The 25,834-nt window shown below is 65.1% G+C and carries 26 protein-coding genes and 1 tRNA gene; 15 read left to right on the top strand and 12 right to left on the bottom strand.

What is annotated here, in order from left to right; all coding sequences use genetic code 11:
* Positions 1 to 71: 71 nt before the first annotated feature.
* From ACLB6G_RS19130 to ACLB6G_RS19120, 3 genes are read left to right on the top strand one after another with little or no spacing between them, the layout of a single operon-like run.
* Positions 72 to 1,058: an ABC transporter substrate-binding protein gene (locus tag ACLB6G_RS19130; protein WP_410357828.1), complete on the top strand. Its 987-nt coding sequence runs from the start codon at positions 72 to 74 to the stop codon at positions 1,056 to 1,058.
* Positions 1,059 to 1,072: 14 nt separating this feature from the next.
* Positions 1,073 to 1,840, top strand: a complete 768-nt coding sequence (locus ACLB6G_RS19125) for an ABC transporter permease (protein WP_410357827.1) — start codon at positions 1,073 to 1,075, stop codon at positions 1,838 to 1,840.
* A complete protein-coding gene (locus tag ACLB6G_RS19120) occupies positions 1,830 to 2,552 on the top strand; it encodes an ABC transporter ATP-binding protein (protein ID WP_410357826.1) in 723 nt (240 codons plus the stop codon). The genes ACLB6G_RS19125 and ACLB6G_RS19120 overlap by 11 nt, the downstream gene beginning before the upstream one ends.
* Before the next feature lie 4 nt (positions 2,553 to 2,556).
* Here the strand turns inward: ACLB6G_RS19120 and ACLB6G_RS19115 are convergent, their stop codons facing one another.
* The 5 genes from ACLB6G_RS19115 to ACLB6G_RS19095 are packed head-to-tail and all read right to left on the bottom strand — an operon-like array spanning position 2,557 to position 6,776.
* Positions 2,557 to 3,357: an ABC transporter permease gene (locus ACLB6G_RS19115; RefSeq protein ID WP_410357825.1), complete on the bottom strand. Its 801-nt coding sequence runs from the start codon at positions 3,355 to 3,357 to the stop codon at positions 2,557 to 2,559.
* Positions 3,354 to 4,115: an ABC transporter ATP-binding protein gene (locus ACLB6G_RS19110; protein WP_410357824.1), complete on the bottom strand. Its 762-nt coding sequence runs from the start codon at positions 4,113 to 4,115 to the stop codon at positions 3,354 to 3,356. Before ACLB6G_RS19110 ends, ACLB6G_RS19115 begins: the two co-directional genes overlap by 4 nt.
* 40 nt (positions 4,116 to 4,155) lie before the next feature.
* Positions 4,156 to 4,563, bottom strand: coding sequence for a cupredoxin domain-containing protein (locus ACLB6G_RS19105; protein WP_410357823.1), 408 nt, complete (start codon positions 4,561 to 4,563; stop codon positions 4,156 to 4,158).
* 33 nt (positions 4,564 to 4,596) lie between these two features.
* Positions 4,597 to 5,583, bottom strand: a complete 987-nt coding sequence (locus ACLB6G_RS19100; protein ID WP_410357822.1) for a YVTN family beta-propeller repeat protein — start codon at positions 5,581 to 5,583, stop codon at positions 4,597 to 4,599.
* Positions 5,584 to 5,588: 5 nt separating this feature from the next.
* Positions 5,589 to 6,776 (bottom strand): ABC transporter substrate-binding protein, encoded by a 1,188-nt coding sequence (locus ACLB6G_RS19095; RefSeq protein ID WP_410357821.1) that lies wholly within the window; start codon positions 6,774 to 6,776, stop codon positions 5,589 to 5,591.
* 216 nt (positions 6,777 to 6,992) lie between these two features.
* Between ACLB6G_RS19095 and pedF the strand changes: the two genes are divergently transcribed.
* From pedF to ACLB6G_RS19070, 5 genes are all read left to right on the top strand, one after another.
* Complete coding sequence (gene pedF / locus ACLB6G_RS19090; protein WP_410357820.1) at positions 6,993 to 7,436, top strand: cytochrome c-550 PedF; 444 nt, start codon at positions 6,993 to 6,995, stop codon at positions 7,434 to 7,436.
* Positions 7,437 to 7,476: 40 nt separating this feature from the next.
* Positions 7,477 to 8,346 (top strand): substrate-binding periplasmic protein, encoded by an 870-nt coding sequence (locus ACLB6G_RS19085; protein ID WP_410357819.1) that lies wholly within the window; start codon positions 7,477 to 7,479, stop codon positions 8,344 to 8,346.
* A gap of 67 nt (positions 8,347 to 8,413) precedes the next feature.
* Positions 8,414 to 9,217, top strand: coding sequence for a quinoprotein dehydrogenase-associated SoxYZ-like carrier (locus tag ACLB6G_RS19080; RefSeq protein WP_410357818.1), 804 nt, complete (start codon positions 8,414 to 8,416; stop codon positions 9,215 to 9,217).
* On the top strand, positions 9,214 to 10,206 hold the full coding sequence (locus ACLB6G_RS19075) for a quinoprotein relay system zinc metallohydrolase 1 (RefSeq protein WP_410357817.1): 993 nt from the start codon (positions 9,214 to 9,216) through the stop codon (positions 10,204 to 10,206). The genes ACLB6G_RS19080 and ACLB6G_RS19075 overlap by 4 nt, the downstream gene beginning before the upstream one ends.
* A gap of 219 nt (positions 10,207 to 10,425) precedes the next feature.
* A complete protein-coding gene (locus ACLB6G_RS19070; RefSeq protein ID WP_410357816.1) occupies positions 10,426 to 12,207 on the top strand; it encodes a PQQ-dependent methanol/ethanol family dehydrogenase in 1,782 nt (593 codons plus the stop codon).
* Positions 12,208 to 12,297: 90 nt separating this feature from the next.
* Here ACLB6G_RS19070 and ACLB6G_RS19065 read toward each other — a convergent pair whose 3' ends face one another.
* A complete protein-coding gene (locus ACLB6G_RS19065) occupies positions 12,298 to 12,903 on the bottom strand; it encodes a TetR/AcrR family transcriptional regulator (protein ID WP_410357815.1) in 606 nt (201 codons plus the stop codon).
* A gap of 109 nt (positions 12,904 to 13,012) precedes the next feature.
* Here ACLB6G_RS19065 and ACLB6G_RS19060 point away from each other — a divergent pair, with 109 nt between their 5' ends.
* A complete protein-coding gene (locus ACLB6G_RS19060; protein ID WP_410357814.1) occupies positions 13,013 to 13,477 on the top strand; it encodes an MAPEG family protein in 465 nt (154 codons plus the stop codon).
* Here ACLB6G_RS19060 and ACLB6G_RS19055 read toward each other — a convergent pair.
* The gene (locus tag ACLB6G_RS19055) at positions 13,463 to 14,305 is read right to left on the bottom strand and encodes an alpha/beta fold hydrolase (protein ID WP_410357813.1); all 843 of its coding nucleotides are present in this window, start codon (positions 14,303 to 14,305) and stop codon (positions 13,463 to 13,465) included. The genes ACLB6G_RS19060 and ACLB6G_RS19055 overlap by 15 nt on opposite strands.
* 283 nt (positions 14,306 to 14,588) lie before the next feature.
* On the opposite strand from ACLB6G_RS19055, the gene ACLB6G_RS19050 reads away from it, so the two are divergent.
* The 4 genes from ACLB6G_RS19050 to ACLB6G_RS19035 all read left to right on the top strand — a co-directional run bounded on the left by ACLB6G_RS19050 (position 14,589) and on the right by ACLB6G_RS19035 (position 19,256).
* A complete protein-coding gene (locus ACLB6G_RS19050; RefSeq protein ID WP_410357812.1) occupies positions 14,589 to 15,884 on the top strand; it encodes an AAA family ATPase in 1,296 nt (431 codons plus the stop codon).
* Between the two features lie 80 nt (positions 15,885 to 15,964).
* On the top strand, positions 15,965 to 17,209 hold the full coding sequence (locus ACLB6G_RS19045) for an acyl-CoA dehydrogenase (protein WP_458543560.1): 1,245 nt from the start codon (positions 15,965 to 15,967) through the stop codon (positions 17,207 to 17,209).
* Positions 17,210 to 17,211: 2 nt separating this feature from the next.
* The gene (locus ACLB6G_RS19040) at positions 17,212 to 17,754 is read left to right on the top strand and encodes a DUF2478 domain-containing protein (protein WP_410357811.1); all 543 of its coding nucleotides are present in this window, start codon (positions 17,212 to 17,214) and stop codon (positions 17,752 to 17,754) included.
* Positions 17,755 to 17,795: 41 nt separating this feature from the next.
* Entirely contained in the window at positions 17,796 to 19,256 is a 1,461-nt protein-coding gene (locus ACLB6G_RS19035) for an MFS transporter (protein WP_410357810.1), read from the top strand.
* On the opposite strand, the gene ACLB6G_RS19030 is transcribed toward ACLB6G_RS19035, so the two are convergent.
* Complete coding sequence (locus ACLB6G_RS19030) at positions 19,184 to 19,918, bottom strand: RlmE family RNA methyltransferase (protein WP_410357809.1); 735 nt, start codon at positions 19,916 to 19,918, stop codon at positions 19,184 to 19,186. The genes ACLB6G_RS19035 and ACLB6G_RS19030 overlap by 73 nt on opposite strands.
* A 5-nt stretch (positions 19,919 to 19,923) precedes the next feature.
* Positions 19,924 to 21,366: a Ppx/GppA phosphatase family protein gene (locus ACLB6G_RS19025; protein WP_458543559.1), complete on the bottom strand. Its 1,443-nt coding sequence runs from the start codon at positions 21,364 to 21,366 to the stop codon at positions 19,924 to 19,926.
* A gap of 247 nt (positions 21,367 to 21,613) precedes the next feature.
* Between ACLB6G_RS19025 and ACLB6G_RS19020 the strand changes: the two genes are divergently transcribed.
* Positions 21,614 to 21,687 (top strand) — tRNA-Gln (locus ACLB6G_RS19020).
* Positions 21,688 to 21,967: 280 nt separating this feature from the next.
* Entirely contained in the window at positions 21,968 to 22,411 is a 444-nt protein-coding gene (locus ACLB6G_RS19015; protein WP_410357807.1) for a TspO/MBR family protein, read from the top strand.
* A gap of 13 nt (positions 22,412 to 22,424) precedes the next feature.
* Here the strand turns inward: ACLB6G_RS19015 and bchJ are convergent, their stop codons facing one another.
* From bchJ to ACLB6G_RS19000, 3 genes are all read right to left on the bottom strand, one after another.
* On the bottom strand, positions 22,425 to 22,997 hold the full coding sequence (gene bchJ / locus ACLB6G_RS19010) for a bacteriochlorophyll 4-vinyl reductase (RefSeq protein WP_410357806.1): 573 nt from the start codon (positions 22,995 to 22,997) through the stop codon (positions 22,425 to 22,427).
* Entirely contained in the window at positions 22,994 to 24,622 is a 1,629-nt protein-coding gene (bchE, locus tag ACLB6G_RS19005) for a magnesium-protoporphyrin IX monomethyl ester anaerobic oxidative cyclase (protein ID WP_410357805.1), read from the bottom strand. The genes bchJ and bchE overlap by 4 nt, the downstream gene beginning before the upstream one ends.
* A gap of 185 nt (positions 24,623 to 24,807) precedes the next feature.
* Positions 24,808 to 25,629 carry a cobalamin B12-binding domain-containing protein gene (locus ACLB6G_RS19000; RefSeq protein WP_410357804.1) on the bottom strand — a complete coding sequence of 274 codons (822 nt, stop codon included), beginning with the start codon at positions 25,627 to 25,629 and terminating at the stop codon, positions 24,808 to 24,810.
* Positions 25,630 to 25,834: the final 205 nt, after the last annotated feature.

The following is a 25,834-nucleotide window of genomic DNA, read 5'->3' as shown; positions in this document are numbered from 1 at the left end:
CCTGCGGCCCTAGGATGGCGTCGGAGGAAAACCGGCGGCCGCAAGGCGGCTGCCTTTCCGAGGAGGAAGCCATGTTCAAGCGCATCATTGGCGCGGCCGTCGCGGTCGCCGCCGTTCTTGCCATCGTGCCGGCCCAGGCCGCCGAAACCGTCAGGGTCGGCGTCCTGAAATACGGCACGGTCAACTGGGAACTCAATGCCATGAAGGCCAATGGCCTTGACGCGAAATACGGTGTCGATGTCGAGGTCGTCGGCTTCGCTGGCGAGGATGCGACCGCGGTTGCCCTGCGCGCCGGCGAGGTGGACGTGATCGTGTCCGACTGGCTGGAGGTCTCGCGCGACCGGGCCAGCGGCGGCGATCTGACCATGGTTCCCTATTCCTCCTCCGTCGGCATGATCATGGTGCCGGCCGATTCGCCGCTGCAGTCGCTTGCCGACCTGAAGGGCAAGACGCTTGGCGTGGCCGGCGGCCCGCTGGACAAGAGCTGGCTGCTGGTCCAGGCCATGGCGAAGCAGGAGCATGGGCTCGACCTTGCCGCGGAAAACGAGATTGCCTATGGCGCGCCGCCGCTGCTGGCGGAAAAGGCCAGGCTCGGCGAGATGGATGCGGTCCTGAATTTCTGGCACTGGAGCGCGCGCCTCGAAGCGGAAGGTTTCCGCAAGCTGGTCTCAGCGGAGGACGCCGCCAACGCGCTGGGCGCCTCCGGGCCGGTCTCGGCACTGGGCTACATCTTCCATGAAGCCTGGGCGAAGGAACATCCCGAGACGGCCATGGGTTTCGTCAAGGCCTCACGCGATACCAAGGCCCTGCTGAAGTCATCCGACGCGGAATGGGACAGGCTGCATGAGAGCGGCGCCATCAAGGACGAGGGCAAGACGCTGACCACTTTGCGCGACCGCTATCGCGACGGCATACCCGCCCGTCCGGCCGCGGACGAGGAGGAAGATGCGGCACGGCTGTTCGAGGTGCTGGCCCGCGTCGGCGGCGAAAAACTGACGGGCGGCGAGACGAAGATGCAGCCCGGCACCTACTGGAGCGAACTGAAGAGCAATTTCTGACCGGGTGACCTCCCTTGGCTGGCAAGCCCAACTCATGGCCGGCTGCGACGCTCCTGGCGTCGCTCGCCGGTCTCTTTCTGGTCTGGTTCGTCGCGGCCCATCTCATCGGCTCGCGCATCTTTCCCCCGCCCGGACAGGTCTTCGCTTTCATGGTGAAGGAAACGGCCAGCGGCGAACTGCCGTTTCACCTGTCGATGACGCTGATGCGCGTGGTGGGCGCGTTCGCCGTGGCCATGGCGATCGGCTCTGCCATCGGCATCGCGCTTGGCCAGTCGGCGCGGCTTGACCGCTTCTTCGATCCCTGGGTGATCCTTTTCATCAACATTCCCGCGCTTGTGACCATCGTGCTCGCCTATATCTGGTTCGGCCTGTCGGAAGCCGCGGCCATCGGTGCGGTCGCGGTCAACAAGATCCCCAACGTGATCGTCACCATGCGCGAGGGCGCGCGCTCCATGGATCCGCATTATGCGGAAATGGCGAAGGTCTTCCGTTTCTCCCGCCTCACCACGCTGCGCGAGGTGGTCTTGCCGCAACTCCAGCCCTATTTCGCGGCCTCGGCGCGCTCCGGAATCTCGCTGATCTGGAAAATCGTTCTCGTGGTCGAACTGCTGGGCCGTTCCAACGGCGTCGGTTTCCAGATCCATCTCTATTTCCAGTTCTTCGATGTCGCCGCCATTCTCGGCTATACGCTGGCTTTCGTGACGGTGATGGTCGCCGTGGAACTGCTTCTGATCCAGCCCTACGAGCGCCACGCGCGCCGCTGGAGGCCCCGTGCCGCTTGAGGTGAATATCCGCGAAAAGGCTTTTCCCACGGAAGGTGGCGGCCGGCTCGTCACAATCCGCGACCTGTCGTTTTCGGTGGGCGAGGGGCGTTTTGCCTGCCTCGTCGGCCCGTCGGGATGCGGCAAGACCACGACGCTGCGTCTCATTCTGGGCCTTGACGGCGAATTCGACGGCACCCTCGTCAAGCCGGAGAAGGGGCGTACCGGCGTCGTGTTCCAGGAACCCCGCCTGCTTCCCTGGCGCTCGGTGGACCGCAATGTCCGCCTGCCCCTTGCCGGCGGGCGGGCGGATGCCGACCTGTCGGGGCTTTATGCCACGCTCGGCCTGACCGGCATGGAGAATTTCTTCCCCGGGCAATTGTCGCTCGGCCTTGCACGCCGCGTGGCGCTGGCACGCGCCTTCGCGCTTGAACCCTCGCTTCTGCTGCTCGATGAACCCTTCGTCTCGCTGGACGAGTCGACGGCGGAGCGTTTGCGCAAACTCCTCATGCAGGTCTGGTCGGCCCGTCCGACCACCGCGCTCATGGTCACGCACAACCTGCGCGAGGCGCTGGAACTTGCCGACGAGATCGTCATGTTGTCCGGCCGGCCGGCCACGGTCAGGGGCGTCTATCGCATCGACACGCCGCGCGCGGATCGCACGCCGCAAGCCGTTGCGGACATGCTCTCGGAAATCCTGGCGCTCTATCCGCCGGAGGAGCACGAAGGCTGAAGGGTCAGGCCGTGCGTCCGGCCCGGAACCGGCGCGCCGGGTCGAAGGCCCAGCTTGCCGCCAGGAAGAAGGCCAGCCCGCTGCCGGCCGTCACCGCCAGCGCCAGCCAGTTCATCTCGCCATAGAGTGCGAAGCGGATCAGCTCGATGCCGTGCGAGAACGGGTTCCACTGGCAGATTTCCGCCAGGATGGCGCTGGCCTCGCGCATCTTCCAGACGGGATAGAGCGCGGTGGACAGGAAGAACATCGGGAAGATCACGAAGTTCATGACGCCGGCGAAATTCTCGAGCTGCTTGATCACCGATGCCAGCAGGAGCCCGAGCGCGCCCACCATCAGCCCGGTGAGGATGAGCGCCGGCAGGACCGGCAGCAGACCGGCCAGCGGTATGTCGATCCCGAAAAGGATGGCGATGACGAGGAAGGCATAGGCCTGCACGATGGAGACCGTGACGCCTGCCATCAGCTTGGCCAGCAGCAGGAACCAGCGCGGCAACGGCGTCGTCAGGAGCACGCGCATCGACCCCATTTCCTGGTCGTAGACCATGGACAGCGATGACTGCATGCCGTTGAAAAGCTGGATCATGCCGATCAGCCCCGGCACGATGTAGACCTCGTAGGTGATGTAGGTCTGGTAGGGCGGGATGATGGAAAGCCCCAGCGCGGCCCGGAAGCCCGCCGCGAAGACGATGAGCCAGACGAGCGGACGCACCAGCGCGGCGAAGAAGCGCTCCCGCTGGTTCAGGAAACGCAGCAGTTCGCGCCGGGCAATGCCGCCGAAGGCACGCAAGGGCGAGGGTGCGGTCATGCGGCGCGCGCCTCCGGTGTCAGTGCCGCGAAGGCCGCGCCGAGATCTGCTGTTCCCGTCTTCGCCATCAGGTCCCCGGGCCGCCCCTCGGCGACGATGGCGCCGCGATGCATGACGATGACCTGGTCGTCCTCCGCCACCTCGTCGATCAGGTGCGTGGCCCAGAGCAGCGCCACATTGTCCAGGCTCGCCCGCTCATGCAGCCGCGCGATCAGGTCGCGCCGCGTCGGAATGTCCAGCCCCACGGTCGGTTCGTCGAGCAGCAGGATGGCCGGCTTGTGCAAGAGCGCGCGCGCGATCTCGACGCGCCGCCGGTGCCCGCCATTGAGCGAGCGCACCTTGTCGGCAAGCCGGTCGGCCATGGCGAAACGGTCCAGTTCCTCGCGGATGCGCGCGCCGGCCTGCCGCCGGTCCATGCCGCGCAGCGCGCAGAAATAGCGAAGGTTCTGCTCCACCGTCAGGTCGAGATCCAGCGTCTGCGCCTGGAACACGATGCCAAGCGGCGCCAGCGCCGCCGCGCCGGTTCGCTGAAGGTCGCGGCCGGCGATGGTGATGCGCCCGGCTTGCGGTGCGAACAGTCCGCTGATCAGGGAAAAAAGTGTGGACTTGCCCGCCCCGTTCGGTCCCAGAAGGATGGTCGTGCGCCCGGCCTCGATTCCGAAGGAGACATTGTCCAGGGCCTTGCGCCGGCCGTAGTGGAAGGTCAGTCCCTCCACGGCCAGCGCGGCCTTGTCCCGGGTTGCGGTATCCTCGCTCATGCCCCGACCATGCGGGCGCCGGCCATGCTTGGCAAGGGCCTCACCCCTTCACGGTGATCGCCAGCGGCTCGGTGCCCGGCGCACGCAACTCGAACTGGCCCGGCTTGATGCAGATGAAGCTGATTTCCGCTTCGCCCTCGTCGTCGAATTCGATGGAATCGATGCCGCCCATCGGCCGCACCTCGATATCGTTGATGACGATCTCGTCGATCCAGCAATTACGGAAGAAGGCCGGACCGCTGATCGCCATTTCGGCCGAACCGTCCGAGGTGATAATGATTTCGTAGTACTTGCCGGCCTCGATCTCCAGCGGCTTTTCCGCCAGCGGCATGCCGGAGGAAAGCGTGATGCCGGGCAGTTCCTCCGCCTTGCCGACAAGGCCGGACTGGGCCAGGGCCGGACCGGCCAGGAATGCGGCAGCGCAGGCGAGAATGATGGTGCGTTTCATGGGTTCCCCTCCCTGGGATCGATGGATGAGCGTTTACTGAGGGATCTTGTCCTTCGGCAGAACGGCCGCGCCCCACGGGAAACGCCCGACCTTGATGGTCTTTTCCGCCTTGAGGCTGGCGACATCGATGACGGTCACGTCACCGGAGACGCCGTTGGTGGTGTAGAGCTTGTCCTCCTCCGGCGTCAGTGCGGTGTGCCAGACGCGCCGGCCGACGAGGATGTAGTCGATCACCTCGTAATTCTTCGTCCGGTCCACCACCGCGATATGGTTGGCCGGTCCCAGCGCGATGAAGGCATACTTGCCGTCTTCGGTCAGTTCCATGCCCACCGGCTGGATGCGGTCGCTGGAAATGCCGGAAATGGCGAACTCGATCTTGTGCTTGATCTGCTTGCTTTCCGTGTCGATGACCGAAACGGTGCCGCCGATCTCCGAGGAGACCCACAATTCGCTGTCGTCGAGCGAGAATTCCGCGTCGCGCGGGCGCTGGTCGACCAGCGTGTTCTCCACCAGTTGCTGCGTCTCGGTGTCGATCCAGTGCGCCATGTTCGTCGTTTCGGACGTCACGATGGCCCATTTGCCATTGTGGCTGACAGCCATGCCCTCCGGCTCCACGCCCACGTCGATCTGCGCAACCACGGTGCGGGTTTCGACATCCACAACCGTTGCGATCGCGTCGTCCTCGTTGGCAATGTAGAGGTGCTTGTTGTCCGGATGCAGGGCAAACTGCTCCGGGTCCGCACCCGAGGGCAGGTTGTGCAGGAGCGTGTTGGTCGCCACATCCCATACCTGCACTGCGTCGTCGTCCGAGGCGCAGATGAACAGCTTGGTGAAGTCCCTGGACAGGGTGATGCCGCGCGGCCGCTGGCCGACCTGGAACGTCTTGACGACCTCGTTGGTCTCGGTGTCGATGACCGACACCGTGTCGTCCTTTTCGTTGCTGACATAGACCCAGTGGGCCAGTGCCGTGCTGGAGGTCAGGCAAAGAAGGGCCGCGGCCCCGGCAAGCATGCGAAACATGGAACCTACTCCGTGAAGGCGTTGCATTCGCTCTCGGGCTCGTCGAGGCCAAGCGTGTCGAGTTCTGTGCGCTGGTGCAGGAAACCCTCGATCGGCGCCAGCGCGACGACCGCCTGCGGGTGGACGAGCGGTATGGGCTGGCGCAACTGGCCGTTCCAGCCACGATAGGTCATCTTGGCGCCCTTGAAGCCGCCCAGCGAGAAGTCCGCCGACAGCACATAGTCACGGACGGTCTCGACATCGGCCGACTTCGTCCGCGTCACCGCCTCGCCGATGGAGCGCACGCCGGCCCAGGCGGCATAGTCGACGCTCATCATGCCGCGTCCCGCCTGCTCCTCGAAGCGCGACTGAAGCTGCGCTGCGCCCCATTGCTCGACCACCCGGTCCCAGGCCACGGGCTGGATGCCCGACGATCCGGCCACCGGGCGCGGCAGCCAGGTGTTGTACATCACGTATTGCCCGAAATCGTGGTCCTCGTCGGCCACGATGACCGCTTCATAGGAACGGGCCTGCGTGAACACCGGCACTTCCTGGGCCGCGTTGCGGCGCATGTCGGCATCGTCCAGCCATTGCTTCTCGTGGTCGATGGAAAGCCCGAACTTCTTCGCCGAGCGGCGCAACGCTTGCGCGAAGGCCGCGTCGCCCGGCCGGTTGCCCTCGATCAGGAACAGCGAGCGCCACTGCCGCTTCGCCAGGAACTGCATCAGCCCGTCGGCCAGCATGGCGCGCGAGGGCAGCGTGTGCAGCATGTTGGCGGCGCAGGCGGCCGAACGCAGGTCGTCATCCGGGCTGCCGGCATTGAAGATCAGGTCGTCGGCGGCCTCCGGCAGGGCGGCGATGGTCTTCAAGGCGTCGCCGGGCACGTTGAGCACGGCGAGTTTCGCCCCGCCATCGAGGGCGGCGCGCGCGGCGGCGACCGTGTCCCCGCCAGGCTCCACGATGACCTCGCTCAGCTTGTAGTCCTGTTTCAGGAACTTGCCCGTCGTGTTGTTGTCGGCAATGCCCAGCCGCGCGCCCTGCAGCCCTTCGTCCTCGGGCCATTCCACCAGGTTTGAGAGCACGGGTGCGCGCTCCGGCTGCTGCTGGATATAGACGATGTCGACGGCAAGCCGGTCCTGCTGGGAAAAGGCGGCGGCGGACGATGCAAGAAGTCCTGCCGCGCCAAGCGCGAGCGCGGTGCAAGATCTGGCCATCTGTCTCCTCCCGGCCTGCCTGACGGTTCAATCTTGTTCGTTGCGATCAGGTTTAGAGAAGCTACCGGAGGTGAACGCGAAACCAATTGCCAAAAAGTACAAACCGCGCATGCCCGTTTCTGCACCAAAGGACAATGTTGGGCGGCAGTGGCGATTGATACATCTGTCCCGACACGGACAAGCCGGACCTGAACGGATCCGGCGGGAGGAGAAGACATGAAGACCCAATCCATCATGCGCTACGCACTTGCAGCGCTTCTGGCCGCCGTCCCCGCCGGCGTGGTGCATGGTCATGGCGACGTCCAGCCGCAGGCTGTCGACACGACCGGGCTGGATCCGGTGGGCGAGGAATGGCTTGAGGTGAACCCCTATCGCGAAATGGGGGGTGAGCAATATGAACGGGCGATCGAGATCGGCGCATCCGGCTACAACCAGAACTGCGCCCGATGCCACGGCCTTGAGGCAATATCCGGCGGCATTGCCCCCGACATCCGTTTCCTCGACGAAGGCGCTTTCGGCGACGAGTGGTTCATGGAGCGAATCCGCAAGGGCTACAGCCAGAACGGCGCCTACAAGATGCCGCCTTTCCAGGAAGTCCTGAGCCAGGAAGCCATGTGGGCCATCCGTTCGTACATAGAGACGCGGCCGCAGGACGACTGACAATGGGAAAAGGCCCGCATGCCTCGCGCGGGGCGGCGAAATGATCCGGATGAACCGCCGCTCCATCCTCCTGTCCTCGCTGGGCGCCATGCTGGCCGTGGCTCCGGCACGCTCCGTCATGGCCCGGCCCCATGACGATGTGCTCAAGACCGGGCGCGTCACCATTTTCGTCTATGCCGACAACCCGCCCTGGTCCTTCGAGAGGGGCGGCGAGATGGTTGGCATCGATGTCGATTTCGCGCGCGAGATCGCGAAGGGACTTGGCGTCGAACTGGAATTGCTGGTCCGCCAGGCCGACGAGAACGTGGATGACGACCTGCGCGTCAACGTCTGGAAGGGCGATATCGTCGGCCGCAAGGCCGCCGACATCATGCTGCACGTGCCCTATGACCGCGAACTGGAGATCCGCTCGGAATCGCTTGCCATCCTCTTCAATCCCTATTTCGGCGAGGAACACGCGGTCGTCTTCGACACCGCGCGCATTCCCGAGGTCACGACCTTCGGCCGGTTCGTCACGAAGCCGATCGGCGTGGAACTGGATTCGGCCTCCGACTTCTTCCTGTCCAATGCCTTCCGGGGCCAGTTGCACCAGTCGATCCGGCGCGGGCGCACGCTCGATGACGCCTTTGTGACTTTCCTGTCAGGCGAAGTGCCGGCCTATATGGGGTCGCTGGCGCAATGCGAATATCTGGCACATCTGGCGCAGGGCAGGATCGCCACGGCCATTGCCCAGCCGCCCATGCCGGGGATCGTGCGCGCCAAATGGCCGGTCGGCATGGCCGTGAAGCACGACAGCCGCGATCTTGGCTACGCGGTGGGCGATATCGTCGCCGCGCTCCAGCAGGATGGCCACATGGACGAAATCTGCCGGCGTTACGGGGTGACCTACAAGCCGCCGGAACTGGAATAGGATTGGAAATGCGCCAATCCGCACGGGGGATGCGGGGCAGGCAGGGATATCAAGCGGAGGAGCGGACATGGGCAATGTGCGGAAAACCATGCAGACCCTGGCGGTCACGGCGATGCTGGCGGTGCCGGGAATGGCGGCGGCGCGCGACCTGCCACCCGATCCGCTGAAATCGGTCATGTGGGAAGACATGGCCGAACGCTTCATGCCCGCGGGCGACATCGTCTTCGACCAGCGGGTGCGCGTCTTGGTCCCGGCTTCCGCGGAAGACCAGTTCTTCGTGCCGGTGACGGTCGATGCCACCGGCCTGCCGGGCGTGACGGAAATCGTCGTCCTCGCCGATCTCAATCCCATCCCGCAGGTGCTGACCTATCGCCCGGCCGATGCCGAGGCTTTCATCGCGTTCCGTCTGAAGGTCGAACAGGCGACCGCCATCCGCGCGGCCGCGCGTACAGCCGATGGCGTCTGGCATGTCGGCGGCGCCAACATCGATGCCGCGGGCGGCGGCTGCACCGCACCGGCCATGGCGCATGGACAGGCCAACTGGATGGCGACGCTTGGCGAAACCCGCGCAAGGGTCTGGCGCGAAGGCGCGGACGTGGCGCGCATGACGGTGCGCATGCGTCATCCCATGGATACGGGCCTCGCCGACGGCATACCGGCCTTCTATCTTTCCGGTCTCGTCGTGACGGGAACGGACGGCCGCACGCTCGCCTCCATCGACATCCATGAACCGGTCTCGGAAAATCCGACCTTCACCCTCAAGCCGCGCATCGATGCCGGGACGCGCCAGCTTGATATCCAGGCGCGCGACAGCGAGGCCAATATTTTCGCCTACAGCTTGCCGGTGAAGGCCGCGGAGGTGGCCAATTGAACCGCGCGCCAGACCGCCCGCGACTGAATTACAACCGCCGACAGGCGCTGGGCCTCGGCCTTGCCGGATGCGCCTGCATGGTCTGTGGCGGTGCAAGCGCCGCCACGCTCGATTACGGCTTGAAGGCCGAGGAGATCGCGCCCGGAACGTTCGGCGTCTTCGGCGCGCGTGAGCACTTAACCTTTGCCAATGGAGGCAACATCGTCAACACGGCCTTCATCGCCGTGCCGGACGGTGTCGTGGTCGTCGATACCGGGCCGTCGAAACGCTACGGCGAGCAGTTGAAAGGCCTCATCGAACATACGCTGCCGGGAAAATCCGTCCTGCGCGTCTACAACACGCATCACCATCCCGATCACTTCCTCGGCAACCAGGCCTTCGAGCGCGCTGTCATCGCCGCGCCGCAAAAGGTCATCGACAATATCGAGGCTGAGGGCGGCGGCTTTGCCGACAACATGTACCGCCTTGTCGGCGACTGGATGCGCGGCACCGCGCCGGTGTCGCCCGGTCTGGCCATCGATACGGACGGCGAGGATGTCGGCGGGCGGAATTTCAGCTTCTTCCGCCTGTCGGGCCATACCAGCGCCGATTTTGCCCTGCGCGACGATGAGACGGGTCTGCTGTTTTCCGGCGATCTCGCCTTCCTGAACCGTGCCCCGACCACGCCCCATGCCGACCTGGCGCGCTGGCGCGAAGCGCTCAACACGCTGCAGGCCGCCGATATCGCCACCGTCGTTCCCGGCCACGGACCGGCCGACCCGGCCGGGCGCTGCTTCATCCAGACGCGCGACTGGCTCGACTGGCTGGACGGGACGTTGCGCGACGCCATGGCGCGCGGCCTGACGCAGAACGAGGCCATGGCCCTGCCGTTGCCGGCCCGTTTCGCGGCCCTTGGCGTTGCAAGGGACGAGTACCAGCGCTCCGTGGTCCATCTCTGGCAGCGCCTCGAAGACGAAATCCTGCCCGAAATCGCGGTTGACCGAAAGTAGGAGGCAAGTGCTTCCTGTCTCTTGATGCCGCCGCAAGAAATTGAAAAAAAAGGAAAAATCGCTTCGATTACGCGTTTTCTCCGGCCTTGGGCGGGCAGGTGTGTACTTTTTGGCAATAAGCAGTCCCGGCTTGGCTCGACTATTCTTCACGGGCCTTCCAAGGGAGCGGAAGGCACCAGGTTGATGCCTTGGCTCGGCCAGGCAAACGGGAGGATTCCAATGAAATTCAGATCCATGCTGCTCGCAACTGCGGGCGTCGCCCTGCTATCCGCCACCGCGCTTTCCGGCGCGCGCGCGGAAGGCGTGACCATTGACGATATCGTGCAGGACCAGGGGACGCCGGCAGACATCGTGTCCTACGGGCTCGGGCCGCGCGGACAGCGCTACAGCCCGCTTGCCACGATGAACAAGGACAATGTGAAGAACCTGACGCCTGCATGGGCCTTCTCCTTCGGCGGCGAAAAGCAGCGCGGCCAGGAAAGCCAGCCGCTCGTCAAGGACGGCATCATGTATGTCACCGGGTCCTACAGCCGCATCTGGGCGGTCGACGCCCGGACCGGCGAGGAGATCTGGCAGTATGACGCCCGCCTGCCGGAAGGCATCCTGCCCTGCTGCGACGTGATCAACCGCGGCGCCGCGATCCTGGGCGACAAGGTCTACTTCGTCACGCTCGACGCCAAGATCGTCGCCCTCGACGCCAAGACCGGCAAGCCGCTCTGGCGCAAGGAGATCGGCGACTACGAGGCCGGCTACTCTGCCACCGCCGCCCCGCTCATCGTCCCCTCCGAGGCACACGGTCCGCTGATCGTCACCGGCAATTCCGGCGGCGAGTTCGGCGTCGTGGGCGAGGTGCAGGCCCGCAACCCGGAAACCGGCGAACTGGTCTGGTCGCGTCCGGTGATCGAGGGCCACATGGGCACGTTGAACGGCCAGGAATCCACCATGACCGGCACGAAGAACGAATCCTGGCCGGGCGACATGTGGAAGAATGGCGGCGGCGCCACCTGGCTGGGCGGCACCTACGATCCAGAAACGAAGCTGATCTATTTCGGCACCGGCAACCCGGCGCCCTGGAACTCGCACCTGCGTCCGGGCGACAACAAGTGGACCTCTTCGCGCATCGCGCTCGACCCGGAAACGGGTGAGATCAAGTGGGGCTTCCAGACCACGCCGCATGACGGCTGGGATTTCGACGGCGTCAACGAGTTCGTTTCCTTCGACATGGAGAAGGACGGCCAGACCGTGAAGGCCGGCGCCACCGCCGACCGCAACGGCTTCTTCTATGTTCTCGACCGAACCAACGGCAAGTTCATCTCCGCCGTGCCCTTCGTGAAGAACATCACCTGGGCCAAGGGCATCGACGAGAACGGCCGGCCGATCTACGATCCGGAGAACCGTCCGGGCAATCCGGCCGAAGCCGCCGACGGCAAGAAGGGCAAGTCGATCTTCGCCGTTCCGTCCTTCCTTGGCGGCAAGAACTGGATGCCGATGGCTTACTCGCAGAAGACGTCGATGTTCTACATCCCGTCCAACGAGTGGGGCATGGACATCTGGAACGAGCCTGTCACCTACAAGAAGGGCGCTGCCTATCTGGGCGCCGGCTTCACCATCAAGCCGATCTTCGATGACCACATCGGCTCGCTCAAGGCCATCGATCCGGCCACCGGCGAGGTCAAGTGGGAATACAAGAACAAGGCGCCCCTGTGGGGCGGTGTCCTGACGACGGCCGGCGGCCTGGTCTTCACCGGCACGCCGGAAGGCTATCTCATGGCCTTTGACGACGAGACCGGCGAAGTGCTGTGGAAGTTCAACACCGGCACCGGCATTGTCGGCTCCCCGGTCACCTGGGAGCAGGATGGCGAGCAGTGGGTCTCCATCGTCACCGGCTGGGGCGGCGCTGTTCCGCTCTGGGGCGGCGAGGTGGCCAAGGTCGTCAGCCACTTCAACCAGGGTGGCACCGTCTGGGCGTTCAAGCTTCCCAAGCAGATGGCCGCGAACTGATCCGGCCTGACCGCTGAAATGAAGGAACCCGCCGGGAGCGATCCCGGCGGGTTTTTTCGTGGAGCGACGGGGTTGTCCGGGCAAATGCCGTCACCGGCCATCCGCCGGGTACCCCGTGGCGGTCAATGCCGCGATCAACGAATCCACCAGGGTGTCGTTTGAATGCTTGAGCGGATCGTCGAGCGAATCGCCCAGCGCAATCATCATCACCATGCCCAGAACGGCGGCATGAATGGCCGCCGCCTCGGCCCGGGCACCGCCTCTTCCCTCGCCCAGTTTCGCTTCCAGCGCGCTGTAGAGCCGGTCGGTGACCGGGTGAACCTGGCGTGCGAGCGTGTCGTTCGGGCGCCGGTGCCTGCGGCTTCCCGCCGTTTGCAGCGCCAGGTACATCATGCGGAAGCGGTCAAGGTCCGAAAAGTGAAAGGCGGCGATGGCGCGCACGAAGGCCGCAACGGCGTCCGCGCGCGTTGTGGCGCCGGCGAGCGCACGTTCCGCCGTTTCTGCTTCCGATTCCAGCCAGGGCAGGAACATGGCGGCCAGCAGGTCGGGCTTGGAGGGAAACCAGTAGAGCACCGCCTGCTTGCTGACACCCATCCGCCTGGCGATGGCGTCGAAGGACACGGCCTTCTGCCCCTCCTTGCCAAGCAGCGTTCTGGCGGTGACGAGAATCGTTTCGCGGGTTCCTGTTGCGCGCATCGGCCCGTCCATTGACAACTTACCAATGGTAAGATAGGAAAATTACCGCTGGCAAGCAAGCTGCCTTGCGGCTCTGCCATCCGTGCAACACCGGGTGAGGGGAACGCCAATGACCCTGCTTGTGATGGACAATCCCGTATTCGCCACCTACGCCATCGCCGCGGCGCTAACCGCTCTCAAGGTCATGGGCCAGGGGTGGATGACCGTCTTCCGCATGATGAAAAGCAATGCCGGCCTCGTCAGCCCGGAAGACCTGCGGCCAGGACCGCTCAACCGCGCGCCGTCGCCGGAACAATTGGCGCTGAACGACTATGTCGACCGCTCGCGGCGCATGCATCGCAATGACCTGGAGAACATCCCCGCATTCTGGATCGCGGGCCTGCTCTTCGTGATGACGGACCCGGCCCTGTGGCTGGCCCGGATCCTCATCTATGGCTTCGTGCTGGCACGCCTGGCGCATTTCGTGGCCTATGCGACCAGCCAGTCCCACGAGGTCAGGGCCACCTTCTATACGATCGGTTCGCTGATCGTCATCTTCATGGCCCTCTATGTGCTCGGGTCACTGCTCGTTTGAAGCCTGAAGCACCTGGAATGTCGAGGGTTCCTGTTCGAGCCGCTCAAGCCGTTGCAGGAATTCGGCGATGACGGGCAGCACCGTGCCGGGCTTCTCCGCGTGGGGCGCATGGCCGCAATCGGGCACGGCCAGGATCTCGCAGGGGCTGTAGGTGCGCTCCTCCAGCGCTTCCATATGCGCCATCGTGCCATATTGGTCGTCGCGGCCCTGGATGCCGAGCACCGGCACGCGCACCTCGTCGATGGCGTATTCGATGTTCCATTCCCGGAATTCCGGCGTCAGCCAGCCGCGGTTCCAGCCGTTGAAGGCGTCGTCCACATGGTCGTGGTAGCGCGCCAGCTTTTCCCGCAGATTGCCCGTGTCGTAGGCTTCGCGAGCCTGGCTGATCGCGGCCAGTCCGAAATCCTCGGTGAAGAAATGCGGTGCGATCAGGATCAAGCCTCGCACGCGGTGGTCCTGCACATTGCCGAGGTAGAGCGTTGCGATGGAACCGCCGTCCGAATGGCCGAGCAGCACGCCGCGCCGGAAGCCGATTGCATCCAGCACATGCGGGAGCACGTCCACCGCCTCGTCGCGCATGTAGTCTATGCTCCATGGTGCCGGGTAGGAGGAGGACCGGCCATAGCCGCGGCGGTCATAGGCAAAGACGCCGAAACCCGTGGCCGCCTGGAGCTTCCCGGGGAAGTCACGCCACAGTTCCACCGAGCCCAGACCTTCGTGCAGCAGGACAATGGTTGGCGCAAGATCGGGGGAAGGGCCCCAGCAGCGCCCGTTCAGTTGCGCGCCGGCGACATCGAGCGTCACCGGATGATCTGGTTGCCAGTCCATGGAAATTCTCCGTCGCCGTTTCATGAAAAATAATACATTGATCGACCGCGATCCACCCCGTGAGCAGCCAAAAAAAGACGAACTTCACCGATAAATGCGATTGTCCGGCTCGTGAAGAGAGGCCAATTCGTGCAATATAATTCTTTTTTCTTGAATGATTGAAGGGCTGGCACCGGATTGGAGCCGAAATGGCCTCCCCTTGATTGCCGCAAAGTAAGGCCGGGCCGTTTACCCGAATAGCATGAAGCACTAATTAAGTAGCGATGCAGGGGAAGGCGTCCTTATGACTGACGATGATGCAATGGTGCCGGGCAGTATTTGCCAGGAGCAGGACACGGTTGTGGCTGCGCGGTTCGAAGGCCCCGCCTTGCTGACAGGTCCGGCGGGTTCGGGCAAGTCGGAGACGCTGCTCCGCCGGGCCTTGCGCCTTCTGGATGCCGACGCCGGCGCCCGGGTCGCGCTGGCGACCATGACGCCGCTCCATGCGCGCAGGCTGGAAGCCGAATTCGCATTGCTTTCGGCAGGCCGCGCCGGTTTCGCCTCGCGCATGACGATCGGTTCATGGCTGGAACTGGCCGAGGAACTGCACGGCTATGTCGGCGGCCGCGTACCGGTCATGGCGCCGCCCGGCCTGGTTCGCGACCAGGCGGCCTCGGCGCTGCTCGATGGCGGACATGCCTTCGACCTGGACCGCATGATGGCCGAATGGGACCAGGTGGTCGATGCATGGATGATCGCCGACGAGGCGGATTACCTCGGCGCGCCCAATCCCGACGGCATGCCGCCGCTGACGACACCCGAGCGCGCATCGCTCTGGCCCTATCTGTCCAGGGTGCGCAATGGTCTCGATGCACGCATGCAGATGTCGAACGGCGACCTGTTTGCCCGCATGGCTGACTATTACGACGGCAAGGAAGACAAGCCCTTCGACCATGTGCTTGTCGATGAGGCGCAGGACCTTTCCTTCATCGAGGCGAGCTTCTTCGCCGCCATCGCGCCGTCCGGGCCGGACGGCCTGCTGCTGGCCGCGGAGGAAAGCATGCGGACCATGCGGCCCTGGCTCGGAATGGAGGAGGCCGGTATCGACCTTGGCGGACGCCTGGCGCGGCTGGATGGCGCATGCCGCATTTCCGGTCCCGTTCGGTCCTTTTGCGCCGACCTGATCGCCGGACGATCATCGCGGACCTGGCAGGGCCGCGAGGGGCCGCTGGTCTTTGCCGCCGGCGAGGCGATACCGGGCAGCCTGGTCTCCTTTGCCGCTGCCCGCGACGGACTGGAGGGTCACGCTTCCGCGATCCTCTGGCTGACGCCGGAAGGGCGGACCTGCGCCCGCGAGGCTGTCACGCTGGCCGGCATCGACCCGGTTCGGGAACCGCGCAAGGGCCATGTGGCCGTCCTCGGCGCCAATGACGCCAAGGGGCTGGATTTCGACGCCGTCGCCGTCACCGGCTTTCACCAGGGGCTGCTCGACCGGGATCAGGCGCCGGCTGCCGATGCCCGCGCGGCGCTGGCGCGCCGCCTGGCCCATCTTGCCTGTTCGCGTACGAAGGATACATTGCTGGTATGCCTCCAGGGATGACCCGCTAGGCCCTTGCGCTTTGGGTCCCGCCATGATCCTTTCTGCGCCCTGTGAACTGAACCGACTGGAACGGAAGTGCCATGACCGATGCCGCGTTGAAGCCCGCCACCGCGAAACCCGCCCTGAAACCGAAGGACAAGCCCGATCTGGGTGCGTTCTCCTGGGAGGACCCCTTCCTGCTGGACAGCCAGCTTGACGAGGAGGAGCGGATGATCCGGCAGTCGGCCTTCGACTTCGCCCAGGATCGTCTGGCGCGCCGTGTGGAGGACTTCTACCTCAACGAAAAGGCCGATCCGGCCATCTTTGCCGAAATGGGCGCGGCCGGCCTGCTGGGCGTCACCCTGCCCGAAGCCTATGGTGGCATCGGTGCGGGCTATGTCACCTACGGCCTCGTCGCCCGCGAGGTCGAGCGCATCGACAGCGGCTTCCGTTCGATGATGAGCGTGCAATCCTCGCTCGTCATGTATCCCATCTATGCCTACGGCTCGGAGGAGCAGCGCAAGCGCTACCTGCCGAAGCTGGCCAATGGCGAATGGATCGGCTGTTTCGGCCTGACCGAACCGGACGCCGGCTCCGATCCGGGCGGCATGAAGACGCGCGCGGCAAAGACCGACGGCGGCTATGTGCTCAACGGTTCCAAGATGTGGATTTCCAACAGTCCCATCGCCGATGTCTTCGTGGTCTGGGCGAAATCCGAGGCCCATGGCGGCAAGATCAGGGGCTTCGTGCTGGAAAAGGGCATGAAGGGCCTGTCCGCTCCGAAGATCGAGGGCAAGCTGTCGTTGCGCGCCTCGGTAACGGGCGAGATCGTGCTTGACAATGTCGAGGTTGGCGAGGAGGCGCTGCTGCCGCATGTCGAGGGTCTCAAGGGCCCCTTCGGCTGCCTCAACCGTGCCCGCTACGGCATTGCCTGGGGCGTGATGGGCGCCGCGGAGGATTGCTGGCTGCAGGCCCGGCAATATGGCCTTGACCGCAAGCAGTTCGGCAAGCCGCTGGCCGGCACCCAGCTTTTCCAGAAGAAGCTCGCCGACATGCAGACCGAAATCGCGCTCGGGCTTCAGGCCGCTTTGCGCGTTGGACGGCTGATGGACGAGGCTGTCGCCGCGCCGGAGATGATCTCGATCATCAAGCGCAACAATTGCGGCAAGGCGCTGGATATCGCCAGGCTTGCCCGCGACATGCATGGCGGCAACGGCATCCAGGTCGGCTACAAGGTCATGCGTCATGCCGCCAACCTTGAGACCGTGAATACCTACGAGGGTACGCATGACGTTCACGCGCTGATCCTCGGCCGCGCCCAGACGGGCATCCAGGCCTTTTTCTGACGATGGACGCGCAGGAGGCCGATCAGGAGACGGACGGGACCGGTTTGCCCGTCGCGGCCATCGTGGCGCCCAGGGGCGCCGATGCGGATGGCCTCCTGACAGGCCTGGCCCGGCAATTGGCCGGACGCGGTCTGGCGGTCGTCGGCCATGTCCAGGCATCGGACGGAAACGGCGCCATGCTGCTGGTCGATGTCGGCGGCGGCGCAGCCTTGGGCATCTCGCAGGAGCTGGGCGGCGGGGCTCAGGGATGCCGCCTCGATTCCGCCGCGCTGGCCGGGGCTGTCGGCCCGCTTCTCGCCGCCATGGACAACCGGCCGGACCTCGTCATCGTCAACCGTTTCGGCAAGGACGAGGCGGAGGGACGCGGCTTCCGGGCCGTGTTCGAAAAGGCCTGCGAGCTTGGCATTCCGGTCCTGACCGTGGTGCGCGAGGCCTATCTTGACGGCTGGCGGGCCATGACGGGATCGGCGCACAACGAATTGCCCGCGCAAGCCGCACGGCTGGAAGACTGGCTCGCCGCCCATCTGGCCCCGCGCGCGGCCTGACCATACGCGCCCTGACGGCGCACTGAAAGGAATGCCTTCCCGTGAACCGAATCCTGCCCATGATCCTGGCGGTCGCGCTGTTCATGGAGAACATGGATTCCACGGTCATCGCCACCGCCCTGCCGGTGATCGCCGCCGATCTCGGCACCAGCCCCGTGGCATTGAAACTGGCGCTGACGGCCTATCTCGTCTCGCTCGCCATCTTCATCCCGGTAAGCGCCTTCATGGCCGACCGTTTCGGCGCGCGGCGCGTCTTCCGCATTGCCATTGCCGTCTTCATGCTGGGATCGCTGGCCTGCGCGGTGGCCAATTCTCTGGGCGCCTTCGTCGCGGCGCGCTTCCTGCAGGGCATGGGCGGCGCCATGATGACGCCGATCGCCCGGCTCATCCTGGTGCGCGCCACGCGCAAGGAAGACCTCGTCAACGCCATGGCATGGCTGACCATCCCCGCCCTGTTCGGCCCGTTTGCCGGGCCGCCGCTGGGCGGCTTCATCACCACCTGGTTTTCGTGGCACTGGATCTTCCTGATTAACCTGCCGATCGGCCTGCTCGGCATCGTCCTTGCCGGCCGATACCTGCCGGAGACCGAGCGGACCGAAACCGGCCGCATCGACTGGCGCGGTTTTGTCCTGGCGGGCGTGGCGGCTTCTGGTGTCGTCTTCGGCCTGTCGGTGATTTCCCTGCCCGCCTTGCCGCCGGTGGTGGGCATGGCCGCGCTCGTGGCCGGTATCGTGTCCGCGGCGCTCTACATGCGCCACGCCCGGCGCACGCCCGCGCCACTGCTCGACCTGACCCTGTTCCGCGAGCCGGCCTTCCGCGCCACGATCACGGGGCTGTTGCTGTTTCGCATCGGCTCCGGCGCCACGCCCTTCCTGCTGCCGCTGCTGTTCCAGTTGTCCTTCGGGATGACCGCCTTCCAGTCCGGCATGGTCACCTTCGCCGGGGCCGGCGGGGCGCTCATCATGAAATTCGCCGCCGCGCCCATCCTGCGCGCGGTCGGCTTTCGCACCACCATCGTGCTCGCCATCCTCTTGTCGGCCGCGATCATCGCCGCCAGCGCGCTCTTCACCGGCCAGACACCCTGGCTGGTCCTGGTCGGTGTGCTGCTGGCCGGCGGCCTGGCGCGCTCGCTTTTCTTCACCTCGGCCTCCGCGCTGACCTTCTCCGGGCTGAAACCGGAGCAGGCCGCGCAGGCGACAGCCATTTCGGCGGTGAACCAGCAGGTGGCCATCGCCCTTGGCGTGGCGCTGGCTGGCCTCATCCTCGAGGGAACCGGGACGATCACCGGCAACGGCTTCGATTCCACCGCCTTCGCCACCGCCTTCGTGCTGGTGGGACTGGTCGCCGCCAGCGCCATCCTGCCGTTTCTCGGCCTGCCGGGCGAAACCGGTGCCGAGATGAGCGGCCACCGCCGCCATGTCGCAGGTGGTCAGGCGCCGGTCTCGTCCGTGCCGCCGGTCTCTTCCGCGCTCCGGCCCCTGAAGTCGCGCGCCAGCAGGTAGAGCTCCACGCTTTCGGCACGGCTTGCCGCCGGCTTGACGTGGTGGACGGAGCGGAAATTCTTCTTCAGCATGTCGAGAAGCTGGTTCTCCGTGCCGCCCTGGAAGGTCTTGGCGAGGAAATGCCCGCCCGGCTTGAGGACACGGATGGCGAAATCGGCCGCCACCTCGCACAGATGCTGCGTGCGGATATGATCGGTCTTGCGATGGCCGGTGGTCGGCGCGGCCATGTCGGAGATGACGAGATCGGGCGCTCCGCCCAGGGTTTCCATCAGCAGGGCAGGGGCGTCGTCGTCCAGGAAATCCTTTTGCAGGATGATGGCGCCCGGCACCGGGTCCATCTCCAGGTAGTCGATACCCACGACGCTGGGCTTTTCTTCGTCGGACCCCACGATGGCACCGGCCACCTGGCACCATCCGCCCGGCGCGGCGCCGAGATCGATGACCTTCTGGCCGGGCTTGAGCAGGTGATAGCGCTCGTCGATCTCCAGCAGCTTGAAGGCCGCCCGCGAGCGGTAGCCCTCCTGCCGCGCCTTGTGCACATAGGGGTCGTTCAGCTGCCGCTCGATCCACCGCCGCGAGGAATTTTTCAGGCCGCGCTTCTTCTTCACCCTGGTCTTGAGCATGCGCGGCTGGTTGCCGCTGCCCTTGGTCGTCTTGGCCATGGGGTTCAATTGCCTCCCGGGTGCGGGCGGTTGCGCCGCCGCCAGACGCCGTCGCGCGCCATCAGTTCCGTCAGGATGCCTTCGCGCAGGCCGCGATCGGCCACGCGCAGGCGCTCCGATGGCCACGCGCGGCGGATGGCTTCGAGGATGGCGCAGCCCGCCAGCACCAGATCGGCGCGGTCGGCCCCGATGCAGGGATTGGCCATGCGCGCGTCGAAATCCCAGCCCAGCAGGCGCTCCGTCATGGCGGTCACGTCGCCGGAATTGAGCCAGATGCCGTCGATGCGGCGGCGGTCATAGCGTTCCAGTTCAAGAAAGACGCCGGCCAGCGTCGTCACCGTGCCGGACGTGCCGAGCAGGTGGAAACGCGTGTCGCCGGACAGGTGCGCGAGACGGTCACGGCCCTCGAAATCGGCGATCATGACCGAAACGTCGGCCACCATCGCCTCGAAGATATCGCGCGTCACGTCGCGTCCGCCGAAACGCTCGGCGAGCGACACGACGCCGACCGGTAGCGAGGTCCAGGACACGATGTGATGCGCCAGGTGGGGCGAGCGCCGGCCGGGAATGTCGATCAGCGCGATTTCCGACGAGCCGCCGCCGATATCGAACAGCACCGCGCCCGGCGTGTTGCGCTCCACCAGCGTGCCGCAGCCGGAAACGGCCAGCCGGGCTTCCGTTTCCCGGTTGACGATTTCCAGCTTGAGGCCTGTCTCGCGGCGTACGCGCTCGATGAACTCCGCCCCGTTGGCGGCCGAGCGGCAGGCCTCCGTGGCGATCAGGCGCGCCCGGCGCACCCGTCTTGCCTTCAGCTTGGCGGCGCAGACCTGCAACGCCTCGATGGCGCGATCCATTGCCGCGTCGGACAGGCGTCCGGTTGCCGTAAGGCCCTCGCCAAGCCGCACGATGCGCGAAAAGGCATCCACGACGCGGAACTGTCCGGGCCGCGTCGGTGTCGCCATCAGCAGGCGGCAATTGTTCGTGCCGAGATCCAGCGCGGCGTAGATGGGCGCGTCGGAAGGATTGGGGCGAAGCGTCGCGGGCACGCCATGGGCATGGCGCTGGCCATTGGCCGACCGCGCCGCGGTGGCGGCATGGTGATGACCTGCTGGCCGGCGTTGCGGCGTCTCCGGGACCGGGGGTTCGGATAACGGAACACGCGCGGGAACCGCCGTGTCCGCCGTCGTGCCCCCACGAGCCTCGCCATCGCGCACGAACGGCTTGCGCCGTCCGCGCCGGCGTTTTCGCTTGCGCTTGGGTTGTTCCGCTTCCGCTGAGGGCGCGGCGGGATTCCGGGCGTCGGTTCGTTGCGCGGCGGTTTTTCGCTTGCGCGGCCTGCGACGGCGTTTCTTGCCGTCACACGGGAAATCGGAGCGGTTTTCGTTGCCGCCACGCTCCCCGGACGCCCCGTCATTGGCCGGAGGTCGGCCGTCTTCGGGGTCTTTCACGGGCTTTTTCCTTGTCGCGCCGCGCAATACAACCCTTCCAGAGCGATGCAGCAGGCGCATGAGCTACTTGTTGAAAACAGGATAACAGCCCTTCGCCGGTTCACAAAGCGAAATCCTGACGGCCATCCGGACACGGGCGATGGATTTGCCGGTCTTGATCGCGGCGAAGGGTTGACTATTTGTCTGCCATGGGTAAAACGACGCCCATCCGGACCGAGGGCACATGCTCCGCCTCCGGAAACGGCTTTGGGGAATAGGTTAACGGTAGACCCGCGGACTCTGACTCCGTTAGTCCTGGTTCGAATCCAGGTTCCCCAGCCAACCACTTCCTGACAAATCAGTTGACTGACACGCTCACGCGCAAGCGCCCGTCGATGACGGCGGCGGCGATGTCCCGTGGATGAACGGCGAGCGGAAGCCGGGGCTGGTCGACCGGGCCGAACCCAGGACGGCGGGGCCCTTCAGGAACAGGGCATCCGCCCTGTTGCTCCCGCTGTCCGATTGAACCTAGTATGCCCAGTGAAGGACATGGCGCCGCACAAGGCCAACTCTAGCTCGTCACGGCAGGACAACTGAACGTTCTCCGGCAGGGAATCCTCAAATGATTTCGTTTATTGTCTTAGTCGCAATGGTGTTCACTGCGGCGCTCAGCGGCGCGATTTTCAGGCCGGGCGCTTGGTACGATGACCTGGAAAAGCCGTCATGGACACCGCCCGACTGGGCGTTTCCGGTGGTATGGTCCATTCTTTACGTGATGATAACCATCTCCGGCTGGCTGGTCTGGCGCGAAGCGGGCTGGGGTGCCGCCATGGGCCTGTGGGGCCTTCAACTGGTTCTCAACGCCCTCTGGTCGGCGCTGTTCTTCGGCATGCGCCGGATGGACCTGGCCTTCGTGGATGTCGTCGCGCTGCTGGGCTGCATCGTTGCGTACATCGCCGTGGCCGCTCCCGTTTCCGGTCTCGCGGCCCTCTTGTTCGTGCCGTATGCGGTCTGGGTCGCGACCGCGGCGATGCTCAATCTGACCGTCTGGCGGATGAACGCCTGAGAAGTCCGACCCGCTACAGATCGATGGCGAAACGGTCGATTGACAGGCCGCCATGCACTTGCCGCATGTGGGTGACCCGCGCATCGGGCGTTACGAGAGACCCCAGCAGGAAAGCGAAGGCGCCGACATGCCAGACGCAGCCCGGCAACGGTATCGGGTTTGCGGCAATGACGATTTCCGGCCGCCGGCATTGAACGCTCACGCGTCCCGATCCGGCAAAGGTCCAGCCGTTCCGGCGGATCGCCAGGAGAAGCACGGCGGAGGAGACGCGCCTTGGCAAGCCTGGCAGGATGCGCCGCGCGGCTGCCGGAATCCGGTTTTCCAGCACGTAGCGCCCGGTGCGCCTTCCCGCGTCGGACAACACGAACAGCGCCTCGGGCTCCGGCAAGGCCTCGAAGACGGCCCGGTTCAGCCGTGCCACCTGTTTTTCATCGACCATGCGCGCGGGCGGGGCATCGAGGACATCCGGCAGGCCCGCCATCCCCAACACCCTCTCGGCAAGTCCGCGTCCGCCATGGGCCTCAAGCGCCGCCGCTGTCTGGATCAGGGCGTTCGGTCCGATGGCACCGGCGGACGGGTGGCTCACGGCGCCGCCGTTTCGCGAACCGGTTCCTCGTATTCGCCGGCCGGTCCGCCGCCGCAGGCCAGCGCCGTCTCGCCGGCCTTGCGGGCACGAAGCTGGCTGGCCCGGTCGGACGCCGCCTGCCAGTCATCCATCTGCGCCTGCGCGATGGTGCGGCTCGTGTCGAAGCCGAAATCGACCTTCTTCCTGGACTGCGGCCCCCAGTAGTTGTGCTTGCCAAGATCGTAGAACTTGCGTTCGAATCCGGCCTTGAGAAACGCCTTGAGGCAACCGAGCAGATATTTGCGCCTGAAGCCTGTCCCACGCCACGGATAGTGAAACAGCGCCTTGATCATGTAGAAACGCCGGTAGTTGTTCATGACCCGGTCGAGCAGTTCGCCACGTTCCATCGCTTCCGGCTTCATGATCGGCGTGACGAAATTGTACTTGGAGAAATCGAACACCTCCACCTTGTCGCCCAGTTCCTGGAACAGCGGCGAGAACGGCCAGGGCGTGTACATCGCCCAGTTGGCGAGATCGGGATCCCAGTCGCGCGCCATGCGATAGGTCTCTTCCAGCGTTTCGGCGGTCTCGTTCTCCAGCCCGACGATGAATTGCGCCTCGGTGAAGATGTCCGCCTCGCGCAGCAGCCGGATCGCGCGCTTGTTGTCAGCGACCCTGGTTTCCTTGTTGAACAGGTCGAGCTTCAACTGCGCGGCCGCTTCGGTGCCCAGCGAGACGTGCACGAGGCCTGCCTTGCGGTAGAGGGGCAGCAGCTTCTCGTCGCGGATGATGTCGGTAACGCGGGTGTTGATGCCCCATTTCACCTTCTCGGGCAGGCCGCGCGCAATCAGTTCCTCGCAGAAGGCCACGAACTTCTTGCGGTTGATTGTCGGTTCCTCGTCGGCGAGGATGAAGAAGCCGACCTGGTGCTCGTTGACCAGTTGCTCGATCTCGTCGACCACCTTCTTCGGATCCCGGATGCGGTAATCGCGCCAGAATTTCCACTGCGAGCAGAACGAGCAGGTGAACGGGCAACCGCGCGCCATGTTGGGAATGGCGACGCGCACGCCGAGCGGCACGTAGATGTACTTCGACCATTCGAGCAGCGACCAGTCGGGCGTCACCGCGTCGAAATCCTTCACGGTCGGTGCTGCCGGCGTGGCCACGATCTGCCCGTCATCGACGATGTAGGCGAGGCCCCTGATCTGCGCGCGCTTCTCGCGGAACGTGCCATCGGCGACGGCGCGCACCAGTTCAAGGAAGATTTCCTCGCCCTCGCCACGCACGATGACATCCACCCACGGCGCCTCGGAAAGCACCTGCTTGTACATGAAGGTCGCATGCACGCCGCCGAGTACGCGCAGCGCCTGCGGGCAGGCTTCCCTGGCGATCTCGAGCAGCCTTTCAGCGGTGTAGATTGACGGCGTGATCGCCGTCACCCCGACGATGTCCGGGCGAAGTTCGGCCAGACGATCGCGCACGGCCTCTTCGCTGAGGTCGTTGGTCATGGCGTCGATAAAGTGGATGTCGTCGAACCCCGCTTTCCGCAACGGACCGGCGAGATAGGCCACCCACGCCGGCGGCCAGTTGCCGGCGATCTCGGCGCCCCCGGAATGGTAGTTTGGATGGACAAGTACGATGCGCATGGGCTCCTCCCGAGTGTCAACTTATGTTGACACATGTCAGGGCAGCACGACTTGACCTCGATCAATGCGCATCGCAATCGCCCTGTGCGCCGGTCGGCGGCACGAGCGCCATTCCGCCACGGGGCGCATTCGCGCAACACCCCGCCGGCGGCGGTCGCACGAAAGCCGAAAACGGGAACAGGGGGTCAGTGGACGAGGCGGTCGGCCGTGCGCACGGCCTCCATCGCGGTGGAGGCGACGATGTCGGCACCAATGCCCTCGAAGGCGCGCCGGTTGCAGACCACGGCCGGGCCGCCGACGGCAATCCAGAGTTTCGGCGACTTGTGCCGTGCGCGGATTTCGGTGATCGCGTCCGAACACGGGCGCGCATCGTCCAGCGAACCGACCGACATGCCGAGAAGATTGTATGTCGAGGCGGCAAGCCGGTCGAGCAGGCTGTCGCCGATTTCCAGGTCGCTGCCGCCATCGACATGCCAGCCCAGATCGCGGAAGCAGGCCGCCACGATGAGAATGCCGAGCGTGTGCTGAGCGCCATTGGCCCGCGCAAGCAGGACGCAGCGGCGCTCGTTCCGGGTATCCGCCCATATCGGCGCTGCTTGCATCAGGTGCTTGATCATCATCGACAGCCGGGTCGACGCGACGGCGACCTGAATGAAATCCACATCGTCCGTGCACCATCGGTCACCGAGATGCTTGGCAATCGGCGAAAACAGCATCACGGAGAGCGTGTGGATGGGAATGCCGCTTTCATGCAACGCGATCGTCAGTTCCCGGATCGCTCTCGGATTGGCGTCAGCAAGCGCCGCATCGATGCGTTCACGATAAGCCAGCGCATTTGCAGCCCCCGGGAGCGCCATCAGTGCCGGGTCACGCTCGGGATGCAGGCCGAAATCGTCCGCCTCGGCCGGCTCTGGTGCGGCTGAAGGCGTTGACGATGATCGCGCAAACTCCGGATGCCCCTCGGCGACCATTCCGGTTACCGTTTTCCGGATGACGGATTCAAGCATGTCGTGATCTGGTTTGCTCAGACGGTGGGTGCCCTTCGTATGCGAAAGGCCCTTACCGTTTTCGTTGCCGGTAAGAGATTCAACCCTTTGGTTCGCATGATCAATGGACTTCCTGTCAGCCATTGGTCACCCTCGCATCCTCGATCCGGGCAACAGTCTTGACACCGTAGCCTAATTCCATGGAACGAACAACAATCCGATTCGC

Source organism: Zhengella sedimenti (genome assembly GCF_046506625.1).
In the GTDB taxonomy this organism is placed as follows: domain Bacteria; phylum Pseudomonadota; class Alphaproteobacteria; order Rhizobiales; family Rhizobiaceae; genus Zhengella; species Zhengella sedimenti.
Note: the sequence above shows the minus strand (reverse complement) of the source record. Positions and strands in the feature narration are given on the sequence as shown.